This window comes from Collinsella stercoris DSM 13279 (assembly GCF_020735465.1).
Classification (GTDB): Bacteria; Actinomycetota; Coriobacteriia; order Coriobacteriales; family Coriobacteriaceae; genus Collinsella; species Collinsella stercoris.
Genome location: NZ_CP085935.1, coordinates 333480 through 349120 on the forward strand (window position 1 = coordinate 333480; position 15641 = coordinate 349120).

Annotated in this window: 12 protein-coding genes and 1 pseudogene; 8 read left to right on the plus strand and 5 right to left on the minus strand. The window is 64.7% G+C overall.

Features of this window, described 5'->3' with window-relative positions; all coding sequences use genetic code 11:
• Positions 1-148: 148 nt before the first annotated feature.
• The 5 genes and pseudogenes from LK434_RS01415 to LK434_RS01435 all read left to right on the plus strand — a co-directional run bounded on the left by LK434_RS01415 (position 149) and on the right by LK434_RS01435 (position 6885).
• Positions 149-1156 carry a DUF3267 domain-containing protein gene (locus tag LK434_RS01415; protein WP_050755023.1) on the plus strand — a complete coding sequence of 336 codons (1008 nt, stop codon included), beginning with the start codon at positions 149-151 and terminating at the stop codon, positions 1154-1156.
• The gene (locus tag LK434_RS01420) at positions 1153-1749 is read left to right on the plus strand and encodes an epoxyqueuosine reductase QueH (RefSeq protein WP_006722012.1); all 597 of its coding nucleotides are present in this window, start codon (positions 1153-1155) and stop codon (positions 1747-1749) included. The genes LK434_RS01415 and LK434_RS01420 overlap by 4 nt, the downstream gene beginning before the upstream one ends.
• A 62-nt stretch (positions 1750-1811) precedes the next feature.
• Positions 1812-3038 carry a tRNA preQ1(34) S-adenosylmethionine ribosyltransferase-isomerase QueA gene (gene queA / locus LK434_RS01425; RefSeq protein WP_040361879.1) on the plus strand — a complete coding sequence of 409 codons (1227 nt, stop codon included), beginning with the start codon at positions 1812-1814 and terminating at the stop codon, positions 3036-3038.
• A gap of 746 nt (positions 3039-3784) precedes the next feature.
• A pseudogene (glyA, locus tag LK434_RS01430) lies at positions 3785-5031 on the plus strand (serine hydroxymethyltransferase).
• A 408-nt stretch (positions 5032-5439) separates the two neighbouring features.
• Positions 5440-6885 carry an MDR family MFS transporter gene (locus LK434_RS01435; protein WP_006722007.1) on the plus strand — a complete coding sequence of 482 codons (1446 nt, stop codon included), beginning with the start codon at positions 5440-5442 and terminating at the stop codon, positions 6883-6885.
• 358 nt (positions 6886-7243) lie between these two features.
• Here LK434_RS01435 and LK434_RS01440 read toward each other — a convergent pair whose 3' ends face one another.
• From LK434_RS01440 to LK434_RS01455, 4 genes are all read right to left on the minus strand, one after another.
• Positions 7244-9148: a heavy metal translocating P-type ATPase gene (locus LK434_RS01440; RefSeq protein ID WP_006722006.1), complete on the minus strand. Its 1905-nt coding sequence runs from the start codon at positions 9146-9148 to the stop codon at positions 7244-7246.
• A gap of 125 nt (positions 9149-9273) precedes the next feature.
• Positions 9274-9492, minus strand: coding sequence for a cation transporter (locus LK434_RS01445; RefSeq protein ID WP_006722005.1), 219 nt, complete (start codon positions 9490-9492; stop codon positions 9274-9276).
• A gap of 159 nt (positions 9493-9651) precedes the next feature.
• Positions 9652-10050: an ArsR/SmtB family transcription factor gene (locus tag LK434_RS01450; RefSeq protein WP_006722004.1), complete on the minus strand. Its 399-nt coding sequence runs from the start codon at positions 10048-10050 to the stop codon at positions 9652-9654.
• A gap of 476 nt (positions 10051-10526) precedes the next feature.
• Positions 10527-11492, minus strand: a complete 966-nt coding sequence (locus tag LK434_RS01455) for a 3'-5' exonuclease (RefSeq protein ID WP_006722002.1) — start codon at positions 11490-11492, stop codon at positions 10527-10529.
• A gap of 329 nt (positions 11493-11821) precedes the next feature.
• Here LK434_RS01455 and ucpA point away from each other — a divergent pair, with 329 nt between their 5' ends.
• Positions 11822-12619 (plus strand): SDR family oxidoreductase UcpA, encoded by a 798-nt coding sequence (ucpA, locus tag LK434_RS01460; protein ID WP_040361876.1) that lies wholly within the window; start codon positions 11822-11824, stop codon positions 12617-12619.
• A 241-nt stretch (positions 12620-12860) separates the two neighbouring features.
• Positions 12861-13955, plus strand: coding sequence for a putative manganese transporter (locus tag LK434_RS01465; RefSeq protein WP_006722000.1), 1095 nt, complete (start codon positions 12861-12863; stop codon positions 13953-13955).
• 20 nt (positions 13956-13975) lie between these two features.
• Here LK434_RS01465 and LK434_RS01470 read toward each other — a convergent pair whose 3' ends face one another.
• A complete protein-coding gene (locus LK434_RS01470; RefSeq protein ID WP_040361875.1) occupies positions 13976-14488 on the minus strand; it encodes a YaiI/YqxD family protein in 513 nt (170 codons plus the stop codon).
• A gap of 401 nt (positions 14489-14889) precedes the next feature.
• On the opposite strand from LK434_RS01470, the gene LK434_RS01475 reads away from it, so the two are divergent.
• Positions 14890-15603 carry a DUF1287 domain-containing protein gene (locus tag LK434_RS01475; RefSeq protein ID WP_040361920.1) on the plus strand — a complete coding sequence of 238 codons (714 nt, stop codon included), beginning with the start codon at positions 14890-14892 and terminating at the stop codon, positions 15601-15603.
• Positions 15604-15641 lie beyond the last annotated feature (38 nt).

Sequence of the window (15641 nt, forward strand, 5' to 3'; positions counted from 1 at the left end):
TCGTTGATGCGTGTGTTGCGGCGGGCGGGTCGGTGCCATCGTGAGGCGGTTTCCGGCACCCGCTGTCCAAATGTAACCTCACATTATCGCACAGGTGTCCGCTCGAGACGCTACACTTGGGTGCATGAGAAAAATAGGGGACATACACGTGTTTGAGGACGAGCCGTTCTTGCGTTTTGCGCGCAGGGCCTCGGGCCTCGTTGTGCTTGGCGGGGTGCTCGCGGCGGCGCTGTGGGGCGCGGCCATGAGCGCGCTGCACGCCGTGGCGGGCGCACCCGTCGTGCCCTTTGAGCTGGGGGCCATGTTTGGCGAGTGGGGCAATCGCCTCTTGGGGGTCGAAGGGGGTCAGGGCTTCACCGTGTGGTGGTGGGTCCTGCTCGTCGCCGTGTCGGCGGCGTCGTTCGCGCTCCACGAATTGGTGCACGCGTTCTTCTTTAAGCAGTACGCGCCTCCCGGCACGCGCGTGACGTTCGGCTCCAATCTGGGGATGGGAATGCTGTACGCGAGCGCGGAGGGCGTCGTGTACGGGCGCGTCCAGTATCTGACGATCGCGCTCGCCCCGAGCGTCGTGGTGACCTTGCTGCTCATGGCGGTGGGCCTGGGGCTCAGGTGGCCGCTTTGGACCATCCTCGTGGTCGTTGTGCACCTTTCCGGATGTACGGGCGACTGGGGGTATGTGCGGGCGATCGTTCGCAATCCGGCCATCGCCTTTTGCGAAGACACGTCCTATGGCGTGGCGTTCTATGCGGAAGGGCGCGCCGATGCGGATCGCGGGCCCGGCGCGCACCTCGATCTCGTCGACGGCGGCGCGACCGTCGCGCCCCTCGGTCCCACCGGCGATTGCAGGCCCGCCGGGCACGTCGGTTGCTCCATCGATGACTGCGGTCCACAATCCGCGAGCGAGCGCGGATGTGCCTTGGGGCTTGATCGCGCCGGCGCCGCCGGGGCTGTCGACGTTGCTGCCATCGATCCCGCTGATTCCGTTTGCGCTGCCACTGATGCTGCGTCCGCCACCGGCGCTGCCGATGTTGACGCCACCGCCGATGCCACCGCCGCAAACGTCGGCGCTACCGCCGCCGCTGCCGGCGCCGCCGATCCTTCCGCATCGTGCGGCGCTCACGGCTTTACCGTTGTTGAAGGAGGACGTCGCCCATGACGCCATTGTTGCTGCATGCGTGCTGCGCCCCGTGCTCGCTCGAGCCGGTGCGGCTGCTGGTCGAGGAGGGCTTTGCACCCACCATCTGCTGGACCAATCCGAACATCCAGCCCGTTGCCGAGCATGATCGCCGCCTGGAGGAGCTGCGCCGCTGGACGGCGGACATGCACCTGCCCCTCATCGAGGCGGGCGACGATCGCGCCCGTTGGGACGCTGCCGTGGCGCCGCTTGGGGCCGATCGCGAGCGGCGATGTCGAGCCTGCTACGCGCTTCGCCTTGCCGAGGCGTGCCGCGTGGCCGAGCGCGAGGGCTTCTCCCATATCGCCACCACGCTCGCCGTCTCGCCCTACCAGCTGTTCGACACATGCAACGACGTGTTGGAGAGGCTCGCGGCGGCCCATGGCCTCACGCCCGTCGTGCGCGATTTTCGCCCGTGGTATCCGCAGGCCACGCAGCGCTCCCGCGAGCTCGGCATGTACCGGCAGAATTACTGCGGCTGTCGCTTCTCCGCGGCGGAGGCGGCGCTCGACCGCGCTCGATTGCGCGAGGAGCGCAAGGCGGCAAAAGAGGCCGCCCGCAAGTCGAAGGCATAGCCTCCACGGGGCTGCGCTATCATGGACGGCGGCTGTTCTGCGTTGATATGAAAGGTGGCACCATGCGCACCGACGATTTCGATTACAACCTGCCCGACGAGCTGATCGCCCAGGCGCCCGCGGAGCCCCGCGATTCGTGTCGGCTGCTCGTGCTCAATCGCGAGCTCGAGGGCGGCCCCGCCCGTGCCGTGGACGCCGTCGCGCTGGCGCACGGCGGATCGGTCGAGCATCGCCATTTTTACGACATCATCGATTACCTGGAGCCCGGCGACCTGCTCGTGGCCAACCAGACGCGCGTCATGCCCGCCCGCCTGATCGGCAAAAAGCCCACGGGCGGCGTCGCCGAGACGCTGTTGCTCCGTCGCCGCGAGGACATCGACGCCCTCGGGCACGTGTGGGAGTGCCTGGTGAATCCCGGCAAGCGCCTCAAGCCGGGCAATGTGGTCGAGTATCGCGCCGGCGGCTTGTTGGCCCCCGAGGGCTCGCCGGTGGTCCTGCGCGCCGAGATCGTCGACTTTGTGGACGACTCCAAGGGCGGACGCCTCGTGCGCTTCGAGCCCGTGGGCGCCAACGAGCAGGGCGAGCCCCGCACGCTCGACGAGGCCATTCACGCCGCCGGCCATGTGCCGCTGCCTCCGTACATCACCGGGTACGAGGGCGATCCCGAGAAGTACCAGACCGTGTACGCCATGAGCGAGGAGCACTCCGCCGCCGCCCCCACCGCTGGCCTGCACTTCACGCCCGAGCTGATCGAGCGCATCAAGGCCAAGGGCTGCGGTTGGGCGACCGTCGAGCTGGAGGTGGGCATCGACACCTTCCGCCTGGTGGAGGAGGACGATCCCACCGAGCACGTCATGCACACCGAGCGCTATCACGTGCCGGCGGAGGTCGTCGAGGCCGTGCATGCCGCCAAGGCCGCCGGTCGCCGCGTGATCGCCGTGGGCACCACCGCCGTGCGCTCGCTCGAGAGCGCGTGGGACGCGAATGCCGCGGCGAGCGTGCCCCCCGTGACCGCCCGTGGGTTCGAGGGCCGCGAGGACGGTGCCGATATGTGCGGTGCGGGCGACATCGTGACTCGCGAGGACGCGACCACCAATCTCTATCTCATGCCGGGATCGACCTATCACGTGGTCGATGCGCTCATCACGAACTTCCACGTCCCGCGCTCCACGCTCATGATGCTCGTCTCCGCGCTTGCCACCCGCGACCAGGTGATCGACGCCTATGAGGAGGCCGTGCGCGAGCGCTATCGCTTCTTTAGCTTTGGCGACGCGATGCTGATCGAGTAGCCTCGCCGCGTGGCATGCGCCGATCTATGGGCGATTGCCATCCGGTGTCGCAGCGCGGTGCAGCTGTCCCCATGGCGGCGCGTGCTGCGTCCTGTCGACCGAATGCTACCGTCTGCCGGATAAAACATGCCGTCTACCGGATAGTGGCATGCCACGTGCCAGACCAGTGCGCATGCGGGCATAAGCGGGATGTACTAAAAGAGTCGCAACGTTACCGCGACCGAGACGGGAGGTGTGTCCGATGGGTTGTGAGGATATAGCAGCGTTCGGGCCCGCCGCTTGCGATACCGAGATCGGTTAGATGCGCAAACGAGCGAGTACTCCGTTGTAGTTCCACCGGTTGGTTGGTAAGACGATCGTTGAGGGAACGCACCGGCGGGCTCGATGAATTGGATAGCCCCATCCCAGCGGAAAGAGAAAGTGGGCGAGTCCACCGTAGGATTTGAAAAGGCGGCGGCATCGCGAGGAGCGGTGCCGCCGCCTTTGTTGCTTTTGAGGTGCCGGGCATCGCGCGCGTTGGCCATGGGGCACGGGTGAATAAGGGTTGTAGGGGCTGGGGAACGTTGGCGGTTATGGGCGCAGGAGTCATGGGGTGAATGCGCCCTTGCTGGTCGATTGGGCGTCTCGACGCCCCGCCCGCCGAAGGCGGGGAATCTGACAGGTCTCTTTCGGGTGCGCTAGCCTTGTCAGCAAAAGATGGCTTACAGGTGCCATTTACAGAATGGAGCCCCATGACCGATACGCCCATGAACCACCTCGCTGCTTCCGACCCGGCTGTCGCCTCTGCCATAGCCGGGGAGCTCGCCCGTCAGCGTGACACCATCGAGCTCATCGCCTCCGAAAACTTCACGAGTCCCGCGGTGCTCGAAGCCGTGGGCAGCGTGCTCACGAACAAGTATGCAGAGGGCTACCCTCGTCGTCGCTACTACGGCGGGTGCGAGCGCGTCGATGTGGTCGAGGACCTTGCCCGCCAGCGCGCGTGCGAGCTGTTCGGGTGTCGCTTTGCGAACGTGCAGCCGCATTCGGGGGCAAATGCCAACCTCGCCGCCTACGCCGCCCTCGTCGAGCCGGGAGACACGATCCTGGGCATGAGCTTGGATCAGGGCGGTCATCTCACGCACGGCATCCCGGTCAACTTCTCGGGCAAGCTGTACCGCTTTGTGCCCTACGGCCTTGACCTTGAGACCGAGGTCATCGACTGCGAGGCCGTCGAGCGCCTCGCCCGTGCGGAGCGCCCCGCGCTGATCGTCGCGGGCGCCTCGGCGTACCCGCGCGTCATCGACTTTGAGCGCATGGCCGCCATCGCCACGGCGTGGGCGCGCGTTTCATGGTGGACATGGCCCATATCGCCGGCCTGGTGGCCACGGGGGCCCACCCTTCGCCCGTGCCGCATGCGGACGTCGTGACCTCCACGAGCCATAAGACGCTGCGCGGCCCGCGCAGCGGGTTCATCCTCACCGACGATGAGGATCTTGCCCGCGCCATCGACAAGGCGGTGTTTCCGGGGACACAGGGCGGGCCGCTCATGCACGTGATCGCGGGCAAGGCGGTGGCGTTTGGGGAGGCGCTGACCCCGAGCTTCTCCGTGTACATCGACCGTGTGGTCGAGAACGCGGCGGCGCTGGGCGATGGCCTGGTCGAGGGCGGCTTGCGCTTGGTGTCGGGCGGAACGGACAACCATCTGTGCCTGGTCGACCTCACCCCCGCGGACGTGACGGGCAAAGATGCTGAGCGCCTGCTTGACGAGGTCGGCCTCACGGTGAACAAGAACGCGATTCCCGGCGAGCCCCGCTCCCCGTTCGTGACGAGCGGTATTCGCGTGGGATCCGCGGCGGGCACCACGCGTGGCTTTTCCGCCGAGGAGTTCCGCGAGATCGGCGGGCTTATCGCGCAGGTTGTGTTCCATGCGGATGACGAGGCGGTCGGCGCTCGCGTGCGCGCGCGTGTCGAGGAGCTGCTCGCCGCGCACCCGCTCTATCCCGAGCTCGGCTGACGTCTCGAGCGAATCGACATGTTCATCTGGAGTGTGTCGATTCGCTCCTGTCAAGAAAAATTCTGTTGACGTTGCCATTTTGACGGCTGTATGGTTTATAACATGTTCAATCACTGCCGACATATCTTTTGGCTTGTGGTGCGTCGCGACCTCCATGCGTTCCGCGGGGAGGCCGTGCGGCCGGGTGCCACGCCCACCATGCGGTCGTGTTCGCTGATTTGATGCGAGCGCCGGTGATGTCCGGCTGGCGGGGGCATCGCGCCTCGTCGCATCTGGGGCTTTAAACCCTGTACCCATAGTAAGAATCCAATTAAACGCAGATCGCCATCGCGTGCACCGCCTTTGCCCGGTGCACGCGACGGCGTGTGCACCGCGCGCATCGCCGCGGGGGAGAGGAGTGCGCCGCATATGTCGCAAGCTGTATCAAAACCGCGCGTCGAGAGGGACGCGGTGGTCATCGTGGGGGTCATCACCCTCGGCGCGTTCGTGTCGCTGTTCAACCAGACCGTCATGGCGCCGGCGTTGCCCGCGCTCATGCGCGAGTTCGAGGTCACGGCCGGCACCGCTCAATGGGTGACGACCATCTACATGCTCATCTCGGGCATCATGGTGCCGATCTCGGGGTACTTCATGGACAAATACCCCACGCGCAAGCTGTTCTTCTTGTCCATGGGCCTGTTCGTGGCGGGAACGGTGCTGTGCGCCCTGTGCCCGAGCTACTGGTTCCTCATCGCCGGTCGCGTGGCGCAGGCTGCGGGCGCGGGCATTCTCATGCCGCTCGTGGGTACCGTCCCGCTGCTGGTGTTCCCGGTCGAGCTGCGCGGCACGGCCATGGGCGTGGCCGGCATCGTCATGGCGGCGGGTCCCGCCGTGGGCCCGGTGCTCGGCGGGCTGGTGATCGACGCATGGGGCTGGCGCCCGATGTTCCTGATCATCGCCGCCCTGGCGTTCGCGATCATGGCGCTTGGCATCCCGCTCATGAAAAACGTGGGAACGTTGAAGGACCCCAAGCTCGATATCGTCTCGGTGGTGCTTTCCACCATCGCCTTCGGCGGCCTGCTGTTCGGCTTTTCCAGCGCGTCTGACGCCGGTTGGACGAGCCCGATGGTCATCGTACCCGCGCTGGTGGGCGTCGTTGCGCTCGTCATGTTCGTGCGCCGTCAGCTCGCGCTCGAGGTCCCCATGCTCGAGCTGCGCTGCCTCAAGACCCGCAACTTCCTCATCGCCGCGCTCATGGTGACGCTCATCAACGCCGCCGTCGCCGCGACGAATGTCATCCTGCCGCTGCTCGTGCAAAACGGCATGGGCGCCTCGGCCACCACGACCGGCATGGTCATGCTGCCCGCGTCGATTGCCGGCATCGTGCTGTCGCCCATTTCGGGCATGCTGTTCGACCGCATGGGGCCGCGCCTCGTGACGGTGGGCGGCATGGTTGTCATCGCCGGCTCGCTTCTGGGCTTTGGTTTTATGGGCGCCGGCCTCACGGTCGGTCTTGCGGCGACGCTCTGCGCCCTGCAGGCGTGCGGTCAGGGCCTGGCGAACATGCCGGTGAACACCTGGGGTGTCAACGCCCTGCCCGACGAGTTGATCGCGCACGGCAACGCCATCGCGAACACGGGCCGTCAGGTGTTCGGGGCGATTTCCACCGCGCTGCTCGTGACCGTGATGTCCAGCGTCCAGGCCAGCGCGCTCGCCGGCGGTGCCAGCGCCGCCGAGGCGACGGTCGCGGGCGTCGGCGCCGCATACTTTGGCTGCGCTGTCGTGGCGATCGTGGGCTTGGTCGTCGCCGTGCTCTTCGTTTTCGAGAACAAGCGCGGTACCGCCGCTCCCGCCAAGGTGAGCAAGGTTAAATAGGCGCGCATATAATAAATAGCCGAGCGTGCAAAAAAGCCGAGCGTGCAACGATAGACGCGCGCACAACAACAGCTGGCTGCGAACGCACAATGGCAAAAGGCAGGGGCTCGTTCCGCTAGGAACGGCCCCTGCCTCCTTTTAAGTGAGCCTATCAAGTGCGGGCTTTGAGCTCTCGACAAAGTGAGCTGTGCTCTCCCAACATTCGAGTCGCGACTCGATTTTCACGGCCAAAGGCCCGTGCAACAACGTCTGGCCCCGGGACCCCCGCGGGCTGTATGTCCCGAGCGATTTCTGAGCGAAGCGAAGCTGAGCGAGGGATATACAGCCCGCGGGGGTCCCGGGGCCAACCCGGCGTTCGTTACACCCTTTTCACATCCATGGCGCGCATGGCGTTCAGAATCGCGATGACCGCCACACCCACATCACCAAAGACCGCGAGCCACATGCCCGCGATGCCGAATGCGGCGAGCACGAGAATGAGCACCTTGACGCCGATGGCGAACACGATGTTCTGCCACACGATGGCCATCGTCCGTCGAGCCAGGCGAACGGCGCGGGCGATGTTGCTCGGCTTGTCGTCCATGAGCACCACGTCGGCGGCCTCGATGGCGGCGTCCGATCCCATCGCGCCCATGGCGATGCCCACATCGGCGCGGGTGAGTACGGGCGCGTCGTTGATGCCGTCGCCCACAAAGGCAAGGTTGCCGCGCGCGGTGTCGAGCAGCTCCTCGACCTTGCCGACCTTGTCCTGGGGCAGCAGCTGCGCCTCGACCTCGTCGATGCCGAGCTCGCGTGCGACTGCCTGGGCCACCTCGGCACGGTCACCGGTGAGCATGACGCAGCGTTCGACACCTGCGGCGTGCAGGTCCCTGATGGCGCTTGCGGCATCGTCTTTCACCGTGTCGGCGATGACGATGTGCCCCAAGTAGCGGCCATCGGCTGCCACATGCAAGATCGTGCCGGTAAGCTCGCACGCGTCGCAGGTGATCCCGTGCGCTGCCATGAGCTTCGCGTTTCCCACACAGACCGTGCGCCCCTGGACGGTGGCGACGACGCCGTGCCCGGATTCCTCGCGCGCGTCCTCGACGTCCGCTTGGTCGATCCGCCCGGTGTACGCCTGCTTGATCGAGACGGCGATGGGGTGGTCGGAAAAGGCCTCCGCGTGGGCGGCGAGCGCCAGCAGCTCCTCTGCGCTCGTGCCATCTTGCGGGTGGATGCCCGTCACGCTGAACGTGCCCGAGGTGAGGGTGCCCGTCTTGTCAAAGACCACGGTATCCACCTCGGCCAGCGCCTCAAGGTAGTTAGAGCCCTTGACGAGCACGCCGATCTTGGATGCCCCGCCGATACCCCCAAAGAACGACAGCGGAACGCTGATGACGAGGGCGCACGGGCAGCTCACCACCAAAAACGTCAGGCCGCGCAAGATCCAATCGGACCACGCGCCCATACCGGCGAGCGGCGGGATGACGGCGAGCGCGACGGCCGCCAACGTGACGACGGGGGTGTAGACGCGGGCGAAGCGCGTGATGAAGTTCTCCGTGTGGGCCTTCTTCTCGCTCGCGTTTTCAACGAGCTCCAGGATGCGGCTGACGGTCGACTCGCCAAAGGGCTTGGTGGTGCGCACGCGCAGGACGCCCGTCATGTTCACGCAGCCCGAGATGACCTCAGCGCCCACCTCGACATGGCGCGGGACGGACTCGCCGGTGAGGGCGGCGGTGTCGAGCTGTGAAGTGCCATCGACGATTACGCCGTCGATGGGCACGCGCTCGCCGGGCTTGATCACGATCTCGTCGCCCACGGCGACCTCGTCCGGGCCCACCTGCACGAGTTCGCCGTCCCGCTCGACGTTGGCGTAATCGGGCGCGATGTCCATCATCGCGGCGATGGATTTGCGGCTCTTGCCCACGGCGTAGCTCTGGAACAGCTCGCCCACCTGGTAAAAGAGCATAACGGCGGCGCCCTCTGCCATATGGGGCTCGGCCCCGGGGAACGCGACCATGGCGAACGCGCCGATGGTCGCGACCGTCATGAGGAAGCTCTCATCAAACGCATCGCCGCGGCGGATGTTGCGCCAGGCTTTGAGCAGGACGTCGTGGCCGGCGATGAGGTAGGGGATAAGGTAGAGGGCGAAGCTCGCATACAGCGCACCCGGCTCGCCGAAGATCGCGGCGAGTACGCCGAGCTCCTCGAGCGCCATCACGGCAAAGAAGATGGCGAGTGCGATGAGGATGCGCTTGAGCCATTTTTTCTGTTTCTTGTTCATGGGAATACTCCTGTGGCGATGCCGCCAGCATACGGGAAATCGGGCTTGCGCAGAGGACGTTATGACCCGCCGCTTTCCTGCGCGCCTGTTTGAGGGCGGACCGGGCCTACGCGCGCGACTGGTTTCTAGACGAGGATCTCGCAGTCGGGCTCGATGCTCGCGGTGAGCTTGACCACGGCGTCGAGGACGGTGTCGAAGTCGGCGTCATCGGCAACGAGGGTGAGCTTTTGGGTGAGGAAGTTGATCTTGGCGTCTTCCACGCCGTCGAGCTTTTTGATGGCGTCCTCGAGTTTGCCGGCGCACACGGCGCAGTCGATCTCGTCGAGCTTGAAAACCTTACGCATGATTGCTGTCCTTTCGGTTCGACCTCAAATGAGGGACTTCAAATGAGGAGCAGGCACCAATTTGAGGTGGGTTGGGGGCGGGGTGGTGTAGGCCATCGGTTGATGTAGCCTCGGAGCCAACCTCAAATCGGTGCCTGTCCCCAATTTGAGGTTGGAGGGCTACTCGCAGATGTGAGTGAGGCCTTGGTCCAGGATGGTCAGGACGTGGTCGTCCGCCAGCGAATAGTGGATATTGCGGCCGTCGCGGCGGAATTTGACCAAGTGCGCCTGCTTAAGGATGCGCAGCTGATGCGACACGGCCGACTGAGACGTGCCCGTTGCTTCGGCGATCTCGTTGACGCTGCGTTCGACGTCTATGAGCGCGTACAAGATCTTGATGCGCGTGGTGTCGGAGAACACCTTGAACAGGTCGGCGAGGTCGTAGAGCAGCTCTTCTTCGGGAAGCGCGTCCGCGGTGTCGTCGAAAGAGCCTTGCTGAGCGGGAGCCTTCGAATCGCTCGGATTATCATGGGCTGCGAAGTCGTCTGAACTGCCTCCCATTTCTTGGACATGAGACATGGGAGGCAATTCACCGCCTGAAGGGGCCTTCATGCTGGGTTTATTGTCTAATGAATCCATGTTTCCTCCTCTCATATGAACACATGCTCATATATCAACTAAGCATTATTATATGAACGTATGCTCATATGTCAACAGGTAAGGTGACATTGCTTTCCGCCAAAGCCCTCTCAGGCTATTCCTGTCATGTTTTCGATTCCGGATCCGCGAAGCTTCTGCGTTTCTGCCGGCATGGCAAGCCATAAGGGCGTCTAATAATAAAATGTGTGGGGTTTAGCGTGGAGGGGTTGAGTAGACGTACGTTTCGCGCAATCGCCAGCTGGGAAAACGTTTGATTCTGCGGCGGGCTACTCGGATCTTTCGAATAAACCCCACACATTTTGATGAATAAGCCCCCAGAACCAGAAATCGGTGCTGGGGGCGCATGGGCGCGCCGAGTTGTGGGTGAATGAAAGCCGCGTTGGAGGGCGCGGTGCCTACTCCTTGAACATGTTCTTGCCGTTAAACTCCGCCTGAACGGTGCGGAGCATGAGGTCGGTGTCGTCGAGGCCCAGGTGCAGCTCGTTCTCGTCCGCGGCGAGCGTACCGCGGCGGCGCGCCCAGTTCTGCAGGCTCGCGGGGGCGCTTTCGCGCGGCAGCGCGCGGACCTCGCCGTCGATGGAGCGGCAGATGTGGCGCGAGTCGATCACGATGATTTTGCCCGCGCGGCGCGCCTCGGCGTAGCCGGGCAGGTGCAGCATGAACCAGCTGTCTTCAAAAGCGGCGTTGTGGGCCATGATGGGGTAGCGCTTCATGAGCTTGAGCAGCTCTTTTTGCAGCTTGACGTCCTGGCGGAAGGGCGTTTTGCCCTCAAGGTCGGACCACTGGATGTGGTGGATGTCGGCCAGCGGCACGCCGGTCTCGCGGTACATCTCGGGGATGCCGCAGTAGAAGGCCCGCGGGTCGCGCGGGACCGCGTCGCTCTTCAGGTCCATGAGCTCCCAGCCCACGTTGATGATGTAGCCGCGCTCTGGCGCGCGGCCGGTGGTCTCGATGTCGATGCCCAGCACGGTGCCCTTGATGGGCTTGCGGACGTAGGCGACGGAGTAGGCGTCGCGGTCGCCGCGGACCTCGCGCGCCACGCCGGCGGCGGTACGGCCCTGCATCTTTGCGATGCCGGCGCACAGGTCGGCGTCGGAGAGGTTGCGGGCGAGCAGCGGGCTGGACAGGTTGCGCAGTCGGCCCTCGCCGATCTGGTCGCAAAGCTCGCGGTTTTGGTCGGCGATGGTGAGGACGACGTCGAAATCGAAGCCCGGCTCATCGGTGGCGCGCCACTCGTCGAGCAGCGCCTTCATGGCCTCCTCGCCTCGCTGGCGCTCGGACTCCATGGCGTCGTAGTCGCCGTAGATGAACATGGGGATGAAGGGCTGCATCGAGTATTCGAGGGCCTGTTGGACGTTCATATGGTCTGTGCTCCTATCGTGGTGCGCTGCACTCCGTGCGCGGGGCCGTGACGCCCGCGGCGGGCCCGCGGGGAATGCGCGGCGGTCGAAGATTCCGCTCAAGAGTATAGAGGGTCATCGAAGGGTCGAAGTGTTTAGGGTGTGAAACTTTTAGGCCGGCGGACTGCCGGTGCCGCGCGTGCCCGGTTGCCCGCGGCGCCTTGCCGCTCGCCCGCCGATCCCATGGGGCCGCGCGGTCGGGTCTTCGGAGGGGCTCGGCGGCGCCCGCGCGCCGGCGGTACAATCGAGGGGTAGGCACCCACAAGCTGTCGAAGAAAAGGAGACTGCAGATGGCTAAATTGGATGGAAAAGTCGCGCTGATCACCGGCGCCGCCGCGGGCCTGGGCGAGGGAATCGCCATGGCTTATGCCAAGTACGGCGCAAAGCTCATCATGGTCGACCTGTCCCCCTCGGTGGAGGAGACCGCCGCGAGGCTGCGTGAGGAGTACGGTTCCGAGATTATCACCGTGGTGGCAAACGTGGCCGACCGAGCCCAGATGGACGAGGCCGCGGCGAAGGGCGTCGAGGCCTTTGGCGAGATCAACGTCGCCTGCTGCAACGCGGGTGTGTGTCGTCTCGCCCCGTTCGAGGAGATGGACGACGCCACGCGCGACTTCCACATCGACGTGAACATCAAGGGCGTGTGGAACACCTGCAAGGCCGTGGTTCCCTACATGCTCAAGCAGGGCGGCGGCAACATCGTGATCGCGTCCTCCGTCACGGGCGACATCGTGGCGGACGCTGGCGAGGCGGCCTACGCCATGACCAAGGCCGCGCTCGTGGGTCTCACCAAGTGCCTGGCGGTGGAGTACGCCGATCGCAATATCCGTGTGAACTGCTCGCAGCTGGGCTACGCCCGCACCCCGATGGTCGAGAAGATGGCGCTCGAGTCCAACCCCGACGACCCCGAGTCCGCCATCGCCGACATCGCCGTGGGCGTGCCTATGAAGCGTCTCGCCAACCCCATCGAGGTGGGTGAGCTTTTCGCATTCCTCGGCAGCGATGAGTCCAGCTATCTCACCGGCTCGCAGATCGTCATCGACGGCGGCAGTACCCTGCCCGAGACGATGTCTATCGGCACCAACTAGTGCCTAGCGGCTGAACGGCGAACCACCGAGTGCAACTGTCGCCCGATTGCGCGGTGCTGCGGTCGGGCAGATTTTTTATAGTTGTGAAGTGCTGTCTGTCGTTATGAGTTATCCAAAGGAAACTATTGGTATACTGGTTCACCCGCATATCGCGTGTTTGCCAGGTGGCGCACGGGGTATGTAAACAGCTACCCTCGGGGCGTCGGGTCCCGTTGGATGTTCCCGTTGAGGAGAGTCGTTCGTGGATCTGCTACTGCATTTCTTTGAGCATGCGCTCGAGGACACCCTCGCGCTCGTGCCGTTTCTGTTTGTGACCTACATCGCGCTCGAAGCGCTCGAACATGCCGCGGGTGCCCGCGCGAACGCGGTTGTGCGCCGAGCGGGCGCCGCCGGCCCAGTTGTCGGTGCGCTGTTGGGCGTGGTTCCGCAGTGTGGCTTCTCGGCCATGGCGGCTACGCTCTACGCTGGACGCGTGGCGACGCTCGGTACGCTCGTGGCGGTGTTTCTCTCCACGTCCGACGAGATGCTGCCCATGTTGGTTGCCGAGCGTGTCGAGCCGGGTCTGTTGCTCCGCGTATTGGGGCTGAAGGTGCTGGTCGCGCTCATCACGGGCGTGCTTGCCGACTTCGCTATCCGTGCGCTGCGCAGGAACGTCCGCGTGCATGCGTTTTTGTGCCGCACCGTGCTTTCCGTGCACCGCGACGGCGTGGAGGCTGACGTGGTGGACCAGATGGCCGAGGGCGGGGAGACCGCCGAGCACATCTGCCGTTTGTGCGAACAGGATCATTGCGGCTGCGGCCACGATCACTCGCATACGCATGGAGGCGAGCACGGCCATGAGCACGGCAATGATCGCGGCCATGAGCACGCCGACGAACATGTTGCGGGTTGTGACCATGGCCACGGCCACGACCACAGCCACGCCGGCGGGCGCTTCGGAATCGTCGGGTCAATCGTGATGAGCGCCGTCTCGCATACCGTGCAGGTGAGTCTCTTCATTTTCCTGGTGACGTTCGCGCTGGTGCTCGTTCTGGAAACGGTGGGTGAGGACGCGTTGGCCGCGTTCCTTTCGGGCAACCAGCTACTCGCGGTATTCGCCTCGGCGCTGGTGGGCCTGGTGCCCAACTGCTCGGCGAGCGTGGTGATCACGCAACTGTATTTGGAAGGTGTGTTGGGCTTCGCACCCCTCATGGCGGGCCTGCTCACATCTGCCGGCGTGGGCTACCTGGTGCTGTTCCGCACCAACCGCCATCCGCGCGAGAACACCGTGATCGTGGTCGGGTTGTTCTTGGTTGCATGCGTTTGGGGTCTGGTGTTTGCCGCGCTGGGGTTGTAGCGCTGGGGTTGTAGCGCGATTTAGCTTTCGAGAGCCTCGCGCAGGAGCTGGGCGAGGTTGCGCTGGAAGCGCTCGCGGTCGTCGTCGGTGAAGGCTGCCGGTCCCTGCGTACGACCGCCCGCGCGGCGGACCTTTTTCTCCTCGTGGCGGATGAACAGCTGCATGTCGATGGTTGCCTTGTTGTAGACGTGCCCGCGCACGCCGATGGCCGCGGCGCCGCGGCCGAGCACCATGCTGGCAAGGCCGATGTCCTGCGTGACCACCACGTCGCCGGGCTCCAGGCGCTCGATGATGGCGAAGTCCGCGCTGTCGGCGCCGCAGGAGACGTCGAGCGTCTCGGCCCAAAAGCCGGGGTGCGTGGCGTCGCGCCCGCGGGTGTGTTCGGCGTCGCGCGGGTCGTCGCGGCGGATGCGCCGTGCGAGGTTCTGTGTGGAGTTGCCGGCTATGAGCACGGGGATGCGTGCCGAGCGCGCGCAGGCGAGGGCCTCGCGCGTGACGGGGCATGCGTCGGCGTCGATGATGAGGGTGGGCATGGGGAAGATCCTAACGTTATGAAGCGGCAAATGATCAAAACCTGATTCCACCTGTATCATAATCTGCCGCGTGGGATCCGTGTGAGGTGCTACATCGAGGACAACGGAATTAGAACCCATCGCATGGGCGGCGCGGTGTGCCAAACGTACGACTTCGCCCGGGGACGCTGGGTCCACAGCACAGAGATCATGGATGTGTTCATCGGTGAGCCATGGGCCGACGAGGTGAGCGAAGCCGAGGCAAATAGCGTCACTCCGCGTGTCGCAGCAGAATCTATTCCCTGCGATAATGATATCGATTCGTCCGGACAAAAATCGATGCCGGCGGCTAGGGGCGAGCGTCAAAGTCACATAGGGACCCTGAGCGCCGCCGCATAACGGGGAAGGATGGAGGGATGGAAATGGGTGCGAGGAGAAGCGGGTCGCGCATTTCCATCGTCGTGCTCGCAATACTTGCGTTCACGTTAATCGCCGCCGGTGCGGTGCTTATCGCGACGGGGCGCCTTTGCATCACATCTTCGCATCGCCCCGCCGATCGCTACGAAGGGGTCTCCGGGATGAACGGCGTTGACGTTGACGGTGCGGACGCCGACGCCGATGGCATTGCCGACAACGACGATGTCCTTGCCGCTGCCCTCGCCTACATCCAGACCCGCCCGCACTACAAGAGCGTCTATTACCCTTCGGGCTATCCCGATGACGAGCACGGCGTCTGCACCGATGTGGTTGCCATCGCGTGCCGGGAGGCGGGCCACGACCTTCAGGCGCTCGTTGCGGCCGACGTTGCGCAGCGTCCAGAGGCCTATGATATCGAGATTCCGGATCCGGCGATCGATTTCCGCCGCACGCCCAATCTCAAGGTCTTTTTCGACGCCCATGCGCAGCGCCTCACGTCCGACGCGTGCAACATTTCTGAATGGCGCGGTGGGGACATAGTGCTGTATGAGGGGCACATCGGGATTGTCTCCGACCGTCGCAATGAGCGCGGCGTTCCGTATCTCATTCATCATTCCGGGCCGTTTCAGTTGCGCTATGAGGAAGACAGGCTGCAAAGCTATGGACACATCGTCGGGCATTATCGCCTGGATCCCACATGCCTCGCGCTGCTGTCATAGGGCGTAGATTCGCATGATTCCGTTACCCGGCTTGGGCA